The 15730-nt window shown below is 33.8% G+C and carries 14 protein-coding genes; 4 read left to right on the plus strand and 10 right to left on the minus strand.

From position 1 onward, the window contains the following. Positions 1-52: 52 nt before the first annotated feature. Positions 53-460: a hypothetical protein gene (locus EJB00_RS06500; RefSeq protein WP_015588067.1), complete on the minus strand. Its 408-nt coding sequence runs from the start codon at positions 458-460 to the stop codon at positions 53-55. A gap of 134 nt (positions 461-594) precedes the next feature. On the opposite strand from EJB00_RS06500, the gene truB reads away from it, so the two are divergent. The 3 genes from truB to pnp are packed head-to-tail and all read left to right on the plus strand — an operon-like array spanning position 595 to position 4245. Continuing rightward, positions 595-1674 (plus strand): tRNA pseudouridine(55) synthase TruB, encoded by a 1080-nt coding sequence (gene truB / locus EJB00_RS06035; RefSeq protein WP_135353039.1) that lies wholly within the window; start codon positions 595-597, stop codon positions 1672-1674. 7 nt (positions 1675-1681) lie between these two features. Then, positions 1682-1954 (plus strand): 30S ribosomal protein S15, encoded by a 273-nt coding sequence (gene rpsO, locus EJB00_RS06040; RefSeq protein ID WP_015588069.1) that lies wholly within the window; start codon positions 1682-1684, stop codon positions 1952-1954. 14 nt (positions 1955-1968) lie between these two features. Further along, on the plus strand, positions 1969-4245 hold the full coding sequence (pnp, locus tag EJB00_RS06045) for a polyribonucleotide nucleotidyltransferase (protein ID WP_015588070.1): 2277 nt from the start codon (positions 1969-1971) through the stop codon (positions 4243-4245). Positions 4246-4345: 100 nt separating this feature from the next. Here pnp and rpe read toward each other — a convergent pair whose 3' ends face one another. The 6 genes from rpe to EJB00_RS06075 form a co-directional block, all read right to left on the minus strand. Beyond that, positions 4346-5020 carry a ribulose-phosphate 3-epimerase gene (gene rpe, locus EJB00_RS06050; protein WP_015588071.1) on the minus strand — a complete coding sequence of 225 codons (675 nt, stop codon included), beginning with the start codon at positions 5018-5020 and terminating at the stop codon, positions 4346-4348. Positions 5021-5173: 153 nt separating this feature from the next. Next, a complete protein-coding gene (locus EJB00_RS06055; RefSeq protein ID WP_015588072.1) occupies positions 5174-6649 on the minus strand; it encodes an N-acetylmuramoyl-L-alanine amidase in 1476 nt (491 codons plus the stop codon). 75 nt (positions 6650-6724) lie between these two features. Beyond that, on the minus strand, positions 6725-7552 hold the full coding sequence (locus EJB00_RS06060; RefSeq protein ID WP_015588073.1) for an EndoU domain-containing protein: 828 nt from the start codon (positions 7550-7552) through the stop codon (positions 6725-6727). Positions 7553-7607: 55 nt separating this feature from the next. Further along, a complete protein-coding gene (locus EJB00_RS06065; RefSeq protein WP_179948603.1) occupies positions 7608-8795 on the minus strand; it encodes a phosphoglycerate kinase in 1188 nt (395 codons plus the stop codon). 79 nt (positions 8796-8874) lie between these two features. After that, entirely contained in the window at positions 8875-10152 is a 1278-nt protein-coding gene (gene glyA, locus EJB00_RS06070) for a serine hydroxymethyltransferase (RefSeq protein WP_015588075.1), read from the minus strand. Next, complete coding sequence (locus EJB00_RS06075) at positions 10124-11359, minus strand: MFS transporter (RefSeq protein WP_135353037.1); 1236 nt, start codon at positions 11357-11359, stop codon at positions 10124-10126. Before EJB00_RS06075 ends, glyA begins: the two co-directional genes overlap by 29 nt. A 487-nt stretch (positions 11360-11846) precedes the next feature. On the opposite strand from EJB00_RS06075, the gene EJB00_RS06080 reads away from it, so the two are divergent. Beyond that, the gene (locus EJB00_RS06080) at positions 11847-12332 is read left to right on the plus strand and encodes a hypothetical protein (protein WP_225416273.1); all 486 of its coding nucleotides are present in this window, start codon (positions 11847-11849) and stop codon (positions 12330-12332) included. 42 nt (positions 12333-12374) lie between these two features. On the opposite strand, the gene EJB00_RS06085 is transcribed toward EJB00_RS06080, so the two are convergent. From EJB00_RS06085 to hemE, 3 genes are all read right to left on the minus strand, one after another. Beyond that, complete coding sequence (locus EJB00_RS06085; protein ID WP_225416274.1) at positions 12375-12683, minus strand: DMT family transporter; 309 nt, start codon at positions 12681-12683, stop codon at positions 12375-12377. Between the two features lie 28 nt (positions 12684-12711). Beyond that, complete coding sequence (locus EJB00_RS06090) at positions 12712-13905, minus strand: pyridoxal phosphate-dependent aminotransferase (RefSeq protein WP_015588079.1); 1194 nt, start codon at positions 13903-13905, stop codon at positions 12712-12714. A 404-nt stretch (positions 13906-14309) separates the two neighbouring features. Next, positions 14310-15326, minus strand: coding sequence for a uroporphyrinogen decarboxylase (hemE, locus tag EJB00_RS06100; RefSeq protein WP_135353035.1), 1017 nt, complete (start codon positions 15324-15326; stop codon positions 14310-14312). Between the last annotated feature and the right edge of the window lie 404 nt (positions 15327-15730).

Raw genomic sequence — 15730 nt, forward strand, 5'->3', positions numbered from 1 at the left:
GATGAAAGGAATAAAAAGAGGTAGAAAATCTACCTCTGGTTATGCTAATTTATTATTCTGCTTTTCCTTGAGCTGCATTTTTAATTATTTCTGTAAATTTAGGATTTTTTAACATAGTTTCAAGCTCTTCTTCATTAATTGTACCTTGAAGTCCTTGGTCACCTTTATCACTAACTGGTCCTTGGTCACCCTTATCGCCTTTTTCACCCTTAGCATTTTCTATTGCATTCATTTGCTGATATGAAGCATAAGCTGCTGCAGCAAAATATACAGCGGCAATAAATAGAACTGCAATTCCAACAGGGCTAGCAATAAGTGCTAAAGATGCAGGTCCGGCAATTACTTTAGTAGCAATCAATAATGTTGTTATTGCTGCTGCTAAAGATGCAGTTGCAACTGTACTTTCAATACTCATTTTTGTTATGGGTGCTATATTTTTCAATTTCCATATAGTAGGCATAATAACTTCCTCCTTAATTAAGGTTTATAAAAAGTTAATTGTATATTAAAAATGTAAACTAATCAAGTATTTTCATTAATAACTTGATGTTTTATCTACTTCCTAAATTGTAACTAATTATATAAGATTGATACATGGTAAATGGTTGGCTAAATCTTGATAAACCAATAGGAATTAGCTCTGCACAAGCTGTAACTCAAATTAAAAGGATTTTTGGAATAAAAAAAGCCGGCCATCTGGGAACACTTGACCCTTTGGCTTCAGGTGTATTACCGATCGCTCTTGGTGAAGCAACAAAAACTATACCGTATTTATCTTGTGACTTAAAGGCATACAATTTCACAATCAAATGGGGAAAGCAAACAACTACAGACGATTTAGATGGTGATATTATTAGAACTAGCACTATAAAACCTGAATATAATCAAATAAACTATGCAATTAAGGATTTTATTGGTGAGATAACACAAACTCCTCCTCAATTTTCAGCGGTGAAAATCAAGGGAGCAAGAGCATATAAATTAGCAAGAAGTGGGCAAAGGGTGAATATAAAGCCCCGGCAAGTCAAAATACATGAACTGAAGATGATACTTTTGGACACCATAAATAATAGTGCCGATTTTTCTATGATCTGCGGTAGCGGCGTATATGTAAGATCAATTGCAAGAGATCTTGGAATTGAATTAAATTGTTTTGGACATATTACACAATTAAGAAGAACGATGGTAGGTGATTTTAAGGAAGATGAATCAGTGACAATTGAGCAACTTACTAAAAAAAACACAACAACTTACTCTCCGATGTCATCCCAGTGCTTGACACTGGGATCCAGATATACAAATACTTACAAATCATGTAATGGACAAAAGATTCTAGGAGCATATGTCAAAAACAATGTTCGTGATGAAATAGGCTTGATCCCAGTGCTTGACACTGGGATGACAGAGGGAGGTGGGATGGCAGAAGATGATGGAGGTAATACAAAAAGTTTCATCATCCCCATTGAATCGGCTTTAAAATCGATGTTCAAAATTGAAATTTCCCTAGAGGAGGCGGAGAAAATCAGAAAAGGTCAAGGAATTATATTAAATAACTTGCGTGGTTTAAAGAATTATGATATTTTTTGTACGATAGTGGGTAATGTACCTATTGCAATTTGCAGTTTTACTCATGGTTATGTGAAGCCTATTCGTGTTTTTAATATTTTGAAATGAGGTTTAGATGTCAATAACATCCCAAAAGAAAAAAAGTTTGATTAGTACATATGCAATTAAAGAAGATGATACAGGTTCATCTTTTGTACAGTGTGCAATTTTAACCGAGAGAATCAGTAATTTAACTGAGCATTTTAAAACGCATAAGCATGACCATAATTCTAAGCGCGGTTTACTTATATTGATAGGTAGAAGGCGCAAGCACTTAAATTATATAAAACGTAAATTTGGTAATGAAGCCTATCAAGAGTTAATAGAGAAGTTAGGCATTAGAAAATAATCGAGGAATTTTGTATGTTTGAAATTATAAAAAAATCTATAGATTGGGAGGGGCGTACCTTATCTTTAGAAACTGGGAAAATAGCACGTCAAGCTGATGGTTCAGTAGTTGTAAATTATGGAGATACTTCTATCTTAGTCACTGTTGTACGAAAAAAGAAGGAAGAAAGTGTTGATTTTCTCCCTTTAAATGTGCAGTTTATTGCAAAAAGTTATGCCATGGGTAAGATTCCTGGTGGTTTTTTTAAAAGAGAAGGAAAACCATCTGATAGAGAAACTTTAATTTCAAGAGTAATAGATAGAAGTATAAGGCCGTTATTTCCTGAAGGTTTTCATGATGAAATTAGTGTAGTATGTAATCTATTAACTTACGATACGGTCAATTCTCCTGAAGTACCAGCATTGATAGGTACCGTCGCAGCTCTTGCAATTTCTGGTGTTCCTTTCCACTTTACTATAGCTGGAGTTATGGTCGGTTGTGATGAAAATAACAATTATATACTCAATCCTTCCGTTCAAGAAATGAAAGCAAGCAACTTGGATCTGTTTTTGTCTGGTGATGAAAATTCGATCTTAATGGTCGAATCGGAAGTCAAAGAGCTCTCTGAAGAAAATGTTTTGAGTGCAATAAAATTCGGCCATGAACATCTTCAACCTATTATTAAGCTTATAAAAGAATTTGCTGATACAGTAGGCAATAAACCTGAAAGCTTTGCTCCTGTTGATATATCAGATATAACTCAAGGACTTGAAAAATATCGAAAAGACTTTGAAGAAGCATATTCAAAAACAGTAAAACAAGAGCGAGTTCAAGCTCTAGAAGTAGTCAGGAATAATATATTGAATACTCTTAAAGAGGCTGAAAAAGACGAAAAGTTAATTACTTATGCAGTAAAAAGCTTTGAAAGATCTTTAGTGCGTGAAATGATTAGAAGGAAAAGTGTGAGGATAGACAACCGTAAGTATGATGAAATACGCCAGATAGAAATTGAGGCTGACATTCTACCCAAGACTCACGGTTCTGCGCTATTTACAAGGGGCACCACTCAGGCACTAGTTGTTACTGCTCTTGGTACTACACAAGATGAGCAAATTGTGGATGACATTGAAGGGGATAGACGTGAACATTTTATGTTGCATTATAATTTTCCTCCATTTGCTGTTGGAGAGGCTTCTGCTATACGCGCACCAGGAAGGAGAGAAATTGGTCATGGTAAACTTGCTTGGAAAGCACTTCATCCTGTTTTACCTGATAAATCTGAATTTCCTTATACAATAAGGGTAGTATCTGAGATTATGGAATCTGATGGTTCTTCTTCTATGGCAACAGTTTGTGGCACTTCCATTGCATTAATGGATACAGGTGTGCCAATAAAGGCTCCCGTTGCAGGAATTGCTATGGGTCTCATCAAAGACAAAAATGAGCATATAATACTTTCTGATATACTGGGCGATGAAGACTATCTTGGTGATATGGACTTCAAAGTAGCAGGAACTAGCGAAGGGATTACAGCACTGCAGATGGATATGAAAATTCCTGGTATAAGCTTTGAAATTGTTGAAAAATCTTTAGAACAAGCAAAAGTCGGAAGATTACATATCTTAGAAAAAATGAATGCAGTAATTTCAGAACATCGTAAGGATATAAAAGATCATGTACCAAGAGTGTTATCATTTTATATAGATAAAGATAAAATTTCTGCAGCTATTGGTGCTAAAGGAAAAAATATACGCAGTGTATGTGAAAGAAGTAATGCAAAAATTGAAATAGGGGATGACGGTAAAGTTTCTGTTTTTGCCATTAGTAGTACTGAAGCTGAAGCTGCAAAGAATATGATGATTGATTCAATAACAGAGCTAGAACAAGGTTCTATAATTGATGCTAAAGTTGTAAAGATAGAGAAGTCTATTGTAGAGCTAGAATTTCTTAATGGAAGAAAAGGAAAAATGCATATAAGCGAGGTAGCTAATCAACATGTAGAGTCCATTGAGGATATACTTAAACAGGGTGATACCTTCAAAGCTTTGATAATTGACTTTGAAAAAGGTGGATGTCCAAAATTATCAAGACGTCGTGTTGATCAAGAAACAGGTGAATTTTTTGAAGGTAAGCTTTACAATGAAGAAAGGAGAGATGGTTTAAATAATAGGGATAATTATTATAACAACTCGTTTAATAAAAAACCTGGAGATAATTATCATAGTAATAGACCTACTCGTCCTCGTTCTGGTTTTAGCAATAGAAACAGACCAAAATCTGGTAATAATGACTCATCATCAGGTTTCTATTGAGGTTGAACTTACTTTCTATTATCTCAGTGTCGAAGCACTGAGATAATAGGAATTTTTAAAACTGACAAGATAACAAAAATGGTTTGTGTTATCTGTAGGGTTATAACGAAAGATTTTTAAGATCGTTTATAGCCTTTTTCATGTCTTCAGCTTTAAATATTGCTGATCCAGCAACTAATATATTTGCACCTGCTTTTATTATATCAGCTGCGTTAGAAAAGTTAACTCCACCATCTACTGAAACTTGTGTTTTAAGATTACGGTCCTGTATCATTTTCCTCACGGTAGATATCTTATTCAACTGCGAATGAATAAACTCCTGTCCTCCAAATCCAGGATTGACTGTCATAATTAGCACAATATCTAGCTCATCTATTATATACTCAAGCACGCTTGGAGAAGTTGAAGGAACAATTGAAACTCCAACTTGTATTATTTTTTTTGTATTGTTTTTATATGATTTTATCTTTCTTACTAGCCTCTCAAGATGTATCTCTGCTTCTGCATGTATAGTGATAATATCAGCACCAGCATTTATAAAACTTTCAATATGGTCACCAGGAGATTTAATCATTAAGTGCACATCAAAAGGAAGGTTGCTATATTTACGTATCGCAGAGATAACATTCGGACCTATTGTAATATTTGGAACAAAATTTCCATCCATAACGTCTATGTGTATATAATCTACATTCAAGTCGCTAATTCTTTTTACTTCCTCCCCTAATTTTGCAAAGTCTGCTGAAAGTATAGAAGGTGCAATTTTAATACCCATAGACTACTTTTTACCAAAAATAAAAAAAGTAACTTATTTTTTAAACTCTGTCATCCCAATACTATATTAATCTCATTTAGAAATTTTTGTATACTTCCAGATGCATGTGCCTTTATTTTTCTCTGCCCATGCATCTGGTCATTGTAATACTCATTAGACTTCTTTCTTCGCCTTTTCTAAATATTCCAACACAGTTTCATGCAGCGCAGTCCAAGACATTTGCTTTTCCATATTCGGTATAAATTTTTGTTTCCAAGTGTCCTTAAATTCTTGAAACCACTGCTTCTCAAAATTTTGGAAATTAGATAAAACTTGCGACCTAAACTCATTAATCAAATTCGAGACTTCTATAGCCTTTTCAGGGCTTATAGACTTAAAAGATAATATTTCATTCTTTAAAATATCTAGCTTTTCAAATGCATTAAGCTTAAATGGAATATAAAGCGAGGATCTTATATTATACCTTAGATAAGAGTCGTAATATAGCTTAATCTTGTACATGAGCATAGCAAATGCAGTAGAAGAAATATTATTTTCATATTCTGCAAAAGAAGATAATAAACGCTTGTAATCCTCTTCATTCAAAAATGGTGATTGTAAACTTGATTCAATTTTATTATTAAAAGATGTGAATCTGTTGAAAATACAATTGCTATATTCGCTTAAAAATTCAGGCAAAATATCTTCCTGTTCTAATTTTAGAGGCAAGTCTTTTCTAATCTCTTTCGGCAAGTGATGAATTGAAAACTGATTGATAACCCACGCAAAATTTTCATCAAACTCATTTGAGTAATTAGCATTATTGTCAGGAAAAATCATATTACCTTCCCTATCATTCCAAGGCAGTATTTTATAAAAAAAACCGTTTAACCTTTTTTTTAATTTCAAAATATTTTCACTCTTATCGCCTACCTTATACAAAATCTCATTTACTTTTTGTTTTGCGTCTTGAGGACTGATTCTATCACCTATATGCAATCCGATACCACTTTTCTCTAATAACTCCCAATCAAATAACTTATGTGGATCAGGCTTACGCATTGCGTAACCTTCAATTGCTGAGTTGTATACTATAGTGCCTATCTCAGCGTGACTAAATATCATATCTTTTCTAATCTTAAAGCGCTTCATGAGGTACAAAATCAGATCTTTGACAGATTTCATTTGCTCTTCTGGAAAAGGCTCAAGCCCTGTGTTTACAATCTCTATACCTATAGAATAATCATTCAGTTTTCGTAGCTCTTCAACCACATTATCTACTTGAACTTTCGCATAACTTATACCAGCATGCCATGCTCGTTTTTCAAGTGGAACCATCAGAGTAATGCTACCATCTCTATCAACAATAAGCTGTACTGATATCCCTGAAGAATTTAATGCGTATTTTGTACTTTTTAATGTTGGTGATTCGGTATGGTGCACCACCACCATCAACACTTTTTTGCCTTCTCTATCATCATAATTTAAATTCGGTGCAGGATCTAAAAATATTGGATTTTTTAATGATGTTTTCAAATCTTGAAAATCGTTCTCAATATCACTTAAACAAGATTGTTGTCCATGTACAAGAGGCGCTACAAGCAGCAACAGAAATAAAACAGACAAACATTTTTTTACTATAAGTTTCATGTAGCTCTACAAATTGCCTCAATATAACTAAATTAGCATAATACACATAAAATGTTTACTTTTTTTTTCAGCCAATCAAGACTTGCTACAGCTACAATTAATACTCTTATCATTACATTTTGGTGTTAAGTCAGGATAGAATGTGAGTATAGCGTCTTTCTTTCTCACAAATACTGATTGATAATTGTCATCTTCCATTTTATATAGACACATTCCATCTTTTCCCAGCTCCTTAAACGCCTTAGTCGCAGAAACTAAAATATCATCAGCATGAAGGTTATACGCGTACCCACTTGGGCACTTAACTTTCACTTCTCCATCCTTACCTAGATATTTCATTCCAAATGTGTAAACAGGTGGCTTAATATCTAATTTATTGCACAGAGATTCATTATCCCAAATCGCACCCGCCCACTTATCTTCTTGAGCCTCAACATATCTACCTACAAAATGCATACCACCAAGCCCCAATCTATCTGGTTCACCACAAAAAATATGCCCAAACCCTATAGTTTCTTTTTCAGTTCCGCTATTTGTAAACCAAATCTTAGTCAATTCATCTTTAAACAACCCCAAGTCTGCACTAGGTGTAATCACCTGATGATCAAGCTTATCGTATATCTTTTTCACCACTTCTTGATGCTGCGGACAATCAAGCAAAATTCTGAAATCTTCTTCATCAGGCTGTGTTCCCCAATCTCCACAAACCCTTAATACTCCTCTATCAAAATCAGTCAGCTCTGGAAGTGGTGGAATGTAGTCTGGACTTGTAGAATCTGTTTTGAAAAATGGCTCAAATTTAATTCGTGAACTCGTATCGTTGAGGTAATGCTCCTTAATGTAAAAAACAAATCCTATTACTGGTATTATTAAGCATAAGATTAATTTAGCTACTTTCGACATAACCACAACACAACGTATAAAAAAGCTAAGGTACAAGTAACAGCTTAAAAAAGTTTTAATTAGATGTTAATCTCAGTCCCGGCATTTTATCACCACTGAGCCAACTTAAAAATGCTCCCCCACCAGTTGAAATATATGTAAAATCTTTATCAGTAAGACCTGCAGCATTTACTGCAGATAGGCTATCCCCTCCTCCTATTACGCTGGTTAATTTTCCTTTGTGCGTTAAATTACTTACTAATCTCATCACCTCTACTGTACCATTTGCAAAAGCTGAATGTTCAAAAACACCAATAGGTCCATTCCACAGTAGAGTTTTACTGCTTGCTATTATACTGCTTATTGTGCTTAAAGTTTGAGGTCCGATATCTAAAATTATATCACCGTCCAAAATGGATTCAGTTTTTCTTAAAATACCAGTGCTATAATCAGAATTTACTGCAACCAAAACGTCTTCTGGCACAACTATTTTGCAATTGTTTTTATTTGCCGTCTCAACAATATTGTGCAGAAGATCATCAACACCATTTTGAAAAAAAGACTTGCCTATATTAACTTTATTAAATAACAAAAAATTATTAGCAATTGCGCCACCCAGAATAAGGTAATCAACCTTTTCTGCTAGTTTTATAAGCATTTTTATTTTAGTGGATATTTTAGCTCCACCAACTATCGCAGTAATAGGTTTAGCGTCAAACGATATGGCTTGCTCAAGATACTTTAGCTCATCTTGCAAGCAAAATCCTGCATAAGAAGGTAAAAATTCTGTAATGCGTGAAATAGAAGCATGAGCTCTGTGAGAGCAAGAAAATGCATCATTTACATATATATCTGCTAGAGATGCTAATTTTTTAGCAAAATTTGAATCATTCCGTTCTTCTTCTTTATAAAACCTCAGATTCTCTAGTAATATTATATCTCCCCCACTCATCGCATTTACTGTTCTTTGTACTTTCTCACCAATACAATCATCAATAAATTTCACTTCTTTACTCAGCAGCTGCGATAAAGTTTCAAATACGTTTTTTAGCGATAGGTTATTATCTTTTGCTTTTGGACGCCCAAAATGTGAGATAATAATAACTTTTGCACCTACATTTGCCAAATACTGAATGGTAGGTAGAGCTCTCAAAATACGAGTAGTATCACAAATTCTTTCATTTTTTATAGGAACGTTGAAGTCAACCCTGAGCAGAACATTTTTATTGTGAAAATCACAACTCTCTATGCTAGGTACACTTATCATACAATTAAGGAGCTATAAAATCACTATACAATAGTTTAGTCCAAAGTAAAGAAAGGAAATTTGAATACTAAATAAATTAATAAATAGAAAAATTACTACAAATCTTTTCAACTTTATTTTTTACTACTCTTTCAATATCAAGACTATTTCCATCAATTAATCCCTGAATTACTTCATTTATTAGATTAGCTATTTCCCTAAAATCTTCTGCCTCAAGTCCTCGCGTTGTTTCAGCAGCAGTACCAAAACGGAGCCCTGAGGTGATGGTTGGTTTTTCTGTGTCAAATGGCACAGAATTTTTATTACAGGTAATGCCAGCCCTTTCAAGACTATCCACAACGTCTTTTCCTGTTAATTTCTGTGATCTTAAGTCAACTAGTACTATATGAGAATCAGTTCCACCAGTTATAACGTTTATTCCATGTTCTTGCAGTGCTTGAGCTAAAACTTTTGCATTCTCTACAACTTTTTTACTATAAATTTTAAACTCCGGCTCTAATGCTTCCTTAAATGCAACAGCTTTTGCAGCTATCACATGCATAAGGGGCCCACCTTGCAACCCTGGAAAAACCGCAGACTTAATTTTTTTATGTAATGCTTCATCATTTGTCATTATCACTCCACCGCGAGGACCGCGTAGAGTTTTGTGAGTTGTAGAAGTCATAACATGCGCATATTCAGCAGGGGATGGGTAACAATCTGCAGCAATAAGCCCTGAATAGTGAGCAATATCTGCAAGCAGATATGCACCAACTTTATTCGCAATTTTGCGAAAGCGCTCGAAATCTATTTCTCTTGGATAAGCAGAAGCACCAACAATGATTAGCTTCGGTTTATGCTCCAGCGCTAGCTTTTCTACCTCGTCCATATCGAGTAGATAAGTATCTCTATTAACTGTATACTGAATCGACTTAAACCACTTACCAGAAAGGTTTGGTGCTGCACCATGAGTTAAATGTCCACCACAGTTCAGTGACAATCCAAGTATTGTATCACCCGGAGTAAGTAATGAAGCAAACACCGCTTGATTTGCCTGAGAACCAGAATGAGGTTGAACATTTGCAAATTTAACACCAAATAGCTTACAAAGCCTATCTATAGCTAGATTTTCAATTTCATCCACATACTCACAACCACAATAATATCTCTTACCTGGATAACCTTCTGCATATTTATTGGTCAGAAAAGAACCTTGTGCTTCCATCACTGCTTTACTCGCAAAATTTTCTGATGCAATCAGTTGCAACTGTGATTTTTGCCGCCGCAGTTCTTTCTCTATAGATTGATAAACTTCATTATCAAAAGACTTCAGACTACTTTTAGAGTCACAAATCCTTTCTGAAACACTTGTCATAAGAACTTTTCTTTAACCACATAAATCCAAAAACAGCTAAAAGCAAACATACAGGAATAATTGATATTGCTTTTACTAGTAACTCAGTACCATACACAGGATTTCCTTGTACTACCATTCCATTCCAACATAAATCTATTATTTTTGCAATTCCTGTATGAAAAAAACAGCCAAAAACCATAACTATCATGTTTGATATGGCTGTGGCTAAGCCTACCAAGTTACTGTTCACATAACTTATTGCTTTGTAAATAGTAATTACCTGATAACCAGACGCAAAGCCGATAACAAGAAGTGCAGGTAGTGCAATATATAAACCACCAGCTTGCGTGAAAAGTAAGAGGAAGCTAGCAATCATAGCAAAAGAACACGCAATAATCACTTCATAATGTTTGTCTGGATATTTCTCGAGCAAGTAAGCTAAAAAGAATGATCCAGCTCCCATACCTATAAACATAAGGGAAGAAAGCGAAGATGCCAGATCCCCGGTCATTTGATATGTTTCACATAAGAACGCTTTTGCCCAACCATCAGCAAAACCTTCTAATGGTCCAACCATTAAGCCACCAAAAAAGCTGATTAGAATGATATGTTTATTGAAAAGTACAGTCTTTAAATCCTGAAGTATGTTGTCATTTCTACTCTCCTCTATGTTGCTTTTTGGCGTTATTAAAAGCAACAACAGAGCAAGCAAACAACCAAACGCTGAGAAAGTATATATAACATAATTCCAACCAAATTTATTGAGCAAAAAGTCTAGAGGTAATCCACCATAAATAGCTCCCAGTAACCCTATTATTATAGATAAACTAGCCATCCTTGCTGATTTTTCTTGTGAGAAATACATACTTGCAACTTTAAAGAGCCCAATTGCCGAAGCAGATGACCCAACTCCAACAATCATTCTACCAAATATTGAGTAATACCACTCATCAAAGCATATTAGTGGTAATGTCCCAGCAAACGTTAAGACAATGCACGCAGGCAAAACAAACTTTGGCCCAAATCTATCAAGGGCAAGACCAACAGGTATGTGAGCAAGCGTATAGCCTATATAATATAGCCCACCAAATTGACCAACATCTGTAATACTTATGTTAAATTTCGTTATTAATTCAGGCGCAATTATGTTTGGAATTACGCGTAATATATATTGGTATGCATAAAACAGTGACGCCAATAACCAGATTAAAAAATTCCTCTGCAATACTTTACCCCAAAGCTAGTATTATAGATACTCTGTTTATAGAAAACAATATTTTTATGAATACTTATTTTAATTTACCGGAATTTTATACAGTTGAACTCATAGCCAACGTAAGTAGTTTATGCATTAACTAAATTTTCCAGGTTCAAGTTTGGATGATGGAAAAAGTTCACTTTTTCTATTTTTAAAAGAGACCTTTTATTTTACTTATAATTTTTTCTACCATATCTACAACTGGCTCATGAATAAGGTATATGAAAAAAATTACACCACAAATGATAAGTATATTTATGATTTTGCCTTTATTCATCTTTATCTTAAGCTTTAGTTTTGTTACAAAGTCCATTTTATTTACGCTTTTATTCTGTGATAAAAATTATACTTTAAATAATATAATTTTTAGTAAAACTTGGCTTTAGAGACGTCTAAGTTAACTTAATATTAACCTTTTCGCGTGTAAAATATAACATAAAAGCAAGGTGAGTGAATGAACATAGATACAATAGACAATACGCTACAAAACTACATAACAAAATACATTGAACAAACATTTGCCGCACACACAGGCAATAGATACGACAAGTTATACAGGGAACTTTTAAGTAGCGCAGAAGAAATAATAAAACTTACTGTAAACGAAGCAAAACAATATGATAAAAGCCTAGAAGAACTACATAACAATTCAATATTTCACGATAAGAAATTTATTCAAGCTGTTGCTAAACACCAGATATTAGAATTTCTGAATACTCATCCAAAGAAGAAAGAAATCGTTGCAGAATTTAAAAATGAACATCATATAAACGAAAGCGATTTAAAAATTTTAAAGGAAGGAAAAGATTTAGTGAATAAAATAAACGACATTAACTTAACTCAACAAAATGAGAAAAATGAAATATTGAACATTAGAAAGGTACTTTCTAAATCAATAGAATGCCCTCTTCGAGAACTGAAAAATCCAAAGCAACTTTAGTAGAAAGTCCTGAGATGGTAAAATAGACGTACTTAACTTTTCCTAATTGGTAAATACTTTTAAGCCCACAATACCTAGTATTACCAAAACAAAGGAAAATAAACGCCCAAAATTTACTGAATCATTAAAAAACATTATTCCTATAATTGCCGCACCTATAGAACCTATACCAGTCCAAACTGCATAAGATGTACCAAGAGGAATAGATTTCATTGCTACCGATAACAAGTAAAGACTCACAGAACCGCTAACTAAAATAACTACTACAGGTATAATACGAGTAAAGCCATTACTATATTTTAATGCTGTGGTCCATATTATTTCAAACAAACCAGCTAATAGCAAATACATCCAGGCCATACTTATCGATATAAAAAAATTAACTCAGCATTTCACATGCTCTGATGATGCTGTTACATCCAATTTTCAGCTGCTCTTGAGAGGTTGCATAGGAAATTCTAATGTAGTTTTTTAGACCAAATGCAACCCCTGGAATTACAGCAACTAAATAGTCTTCCAATAAATATTCAGTAAAATCAAGATCATTACTTATTACTTTACCACTTTTTGTGCTCTTACCCAATAAACCTTCACAAGAGACAAAGAAATAGAATGCACCTTGTGGAATAGATGATGACAGTCCTGGAGCAGAATTTAGCTTTTCTATCACAAAATCTCTACGATCCTTAAAAGTTTTTTTTCTTTCTTTCAAAAAACTATGATCACCATTTAACGCTTCAACTGCTGCTGCTTGTGCTATTGAATTTGGGTTAGAAGTGCTTTGAGACTGTAGTGTAGAGATAGCATTTACCACACCACTCCTACCTGCAATATACCCTATTCTCCAACCTGTCATCGCATAAGCTTTTGACACTCCATTGACAACAAAAGTTCTATCGTAAAGCTTTGGTTCAACCTGAGCGATAGTAAAAAACCTTTCATCGTATATTATGTGTTCATAAATATCATCTGTAACAATATTTACATGTGGATACTTGAGTAATATCTGCGCTATATTTTTCAATTCATCATATGTATAGACAATTCCTGCTGGGTTATTTGGTGAGTTAAGAATTAACCATTTAGTTTTCTTAGTTATTTTGCTTTCAAGTAAATTCGGTGTCAGCTTAAAGTTTTGTTTACACTCTACAACAACTGGCAGGCCACCAAAAAGACTTACCATATCAATATATGAAACCCAATAAGGAGCTGGTATTATAGCCTCATCTCCAGGGTCAATTGTTGCCATAAATAAGTTGAATAACACCTGCTTAGCGCCAGCGCCGACACAAATTTGGTTCAGTTTATATTCTAGATTGTTATCCCTTTTTAACTTATTGATTATCGCCTCTTTAAGCTCATGCGTTCCATCAACAGCAGTATATTTAGTTTTGCCTTCATTTATCGATTGAATAGCTGCCTTTTTTATATGATCTGGAGTGTCAAAATCCGGCTCTCCCGCAGCTAAAACGCAAATTTTCTTTCCTTCGCTTTTTAATCTGTTTGCCTTATCGGTCACAGCAATTGTAGGCGACGGTTTTATCAGAGACATCCTCTTTGCAAGGTCTGACATAATCTCACTAAAGTTAAATAAAAATGATAAACTCTACACAACAAAAAAGCTAGAAGTTTTATTATTTCACATAAAGGTTGGTATTTTTGTATTCTTAAATATAGATATTAAAAAGCTTAATAAATTGAAAAAGGCAAATAAATCACTGTATAGCGAGTTTTAATAATGTAAATTGATAATGTGCTAACAAGCGTGTTTTGGCTGAAGTAGAAAAAATTTAAAAAACATGCAGCCGCTATAATTTTTATGTAATCTGCCAATAAATATCTGAGTTTTGTTGTTAAACCCGCGGAGATTAAAAACAAGGATAAATACTCTCTCTTATTGATATAAGAAGAAAAGTGGGAAGGTTTGTCAAGTAAGGTTTTCATTCCACCCTCATAAAGGCTTTTCATACAAGAGTTTTAGTAGTTTCTTACTAGGTCCACTAATGCAGCAACATTTTCAACCGGAGTATCAGGAAGCACTCCATGTCCAAGATTAAATATAAAAGGTAACCCTCTAAAACAATCTATTATACGCTTTGCTTCTTCAATTGCTTCTGACTTATTGTAGGCCAAAAGACTAGGATTAAGGTTTCCTTGCAGAGGAATTTTTAGATTTTCTTTCGCCCATTCTATTGGAACATTATAATCTATACTTACTGCAGATACGCCTGTTTGTTCGCAGTAATCTGTATAAAGATTTTCAGCAGAGCGCGGAAAACCTATTATTGGAAAATTGGGAAATCTACTCTTTATTGCCGAAACAATTTCCTTTGTTGGCTTGATGATGTATCTTTCAAACAGTTTTCCCTTCAATACACCAGCATTGCTGTCAAATAACTGAATAACATCTGCTCCAAACTCTATCTGTTTGATCAGATAAATAATTGTCGCTTCTGTTATTTTTTTTATTATTTCCTCTAGTGCCAATGGACAAAAATTTAGCACCTTGGAAAAAGTTTTACTACTACCGCCCTCTATGATGTATGAACCTACCGTCCACGGCCCTCCAGCAAAGCCTATAAGCGATTTTTCTTCTGGCAACTGGCTTCTTACTTCTTTTATAGCATTTAGGATTGGTAATGTGTTAGATTCAATTCCTTGTAGACTCTTCAAGTCTTTAGCACTTTCTATAGGTCTTATTATTGGACCCACACCTCGAATAAAATTTACATTACAGCCTAAAATGTCAGCTATTATCAAAATATCAGAAAAAATTATCGCTGCATCCATGTCGAATCTTGTTATTGGTTGTAACGTTAACTCTGTTACCAAATCTGTGCTATAACATATCTCCATGAAATTATTCATGTTTTCCACTGCCTTCCGATACTCAGGAAGAGACCTACCAGCCTGACGCATTAACCAAATAGGAACTTTTTCATCTGACTCGTTCTGGCTGATGATTCTTGCTATTTTTGCTTTGCTTCTTTTCAATCTACTTTATCTACTTTTTGTCTGAACTAAAGTATAACAGTAGTAGTAGTTCTATCAATAAATTGTTATTAACTTAAAATTCAGTAAAAATTAGTATTACTTATCTTGTGGATAAATATGTTAATAACTTCTCTATACTATTGATTTTCCTTTATGATTTATGTGTATAAGTAAGATGTCTAGAATGTTAGTAATTTTCTTTTATGGAAAAAAGCTTTATTATCATGGATTGTTATATAATTATGTATATGTCATTGAAAAAATTGTTGATCAATTGTTAGTATTTTATGTCAACAAATAATTCACAAATTAATTTGACATTATTCACATGCTTATTAAACATTTAATAACAGTTTTCTTGATAGACCTTATCTAAAGATATTTTCACCATTAAAGGGAATAAA

It is taken from the genome of Wolbachia endosymbiont of Drosophila mauritiana (assembly GCF_004795975.1).
Lineage (GTDB): Bacteria > Pseudomonadota > Alphaproteobacteria > Rickettsiales > Anaplasmataceae > Wolbachia.

Coding starts and splice junctions, on each gene's coding strand:
- EJB00_RS06500 (WP_015588067.1), bottom strand. CDS start 460: ATGCCTACTATATGGAAATTGAAAAATATAGCACCCATAACAAAAATG.
- truB (WP_135353039.1), top strand. CDS start 595: ATGGTAAATGGTTGGCTAAATCTTGATAAACCAATAGGAATTAGCTCT.
- rpsO (WP_015588069.1), top strand. CDS start 1,682: ATGTCAATAACATCCCAAAAGAAAAAAAGTTTGATTAGTACATATGCA.
- pnp (WP_015588070.1), top strand. CDS start 1,969: ATGTTTGAAATTATAAAAAAATCTATAGATTGGGAGGGGCGTACCTTA.
- rpe (WP_015588071.1), bottom strand. CDS start 5,020: ATGGGTATTAAAATTGCACCTTCTATACTTTCAGCAGACTTTGCAAAA.
- EJB00_RS06055 (WP_015588072.1), bottom strand. CDS start 6,649: ATGAAACTTATAGTAAAAAAATGTTTGTCTGTTTTATTTCTGTTGCTG.
- EJB00_RS06060 (WP_015588073.1), bottom strand. CDS start 7,552: ATGTCGAAAGTAGCTAAATTAATCTTATGCTTAATAATACCAGTAATA.
- glyA (WP_015588075.1), bottom strand. CDS start 10,152: ATGACAAGTGTTTCAGAAAGGATTTGTGACTCTAAAAGTAGTCTGAAG.
- EJB00_RS06080 (WP_225416273.1), top strand. CDS start 11,847: ATGAACATAGATACAATAGACAATACGCTACAAAACTACATAACAAAA.
- EJB00_RS06085 (WP_225416274.1), bottom strand. CDS start 12,683: ATGTATTTGCTATTAGCTGGTTTGTTTGAAATAATATGGACCACAGCA.
- EJB00_RS06090 (WP_015588079.1), bottom strand. CDS start 13,905: ATGTCAGACCTTGCAAAGAGGATGTCTCTGATAAAACCGTCGCCTACA.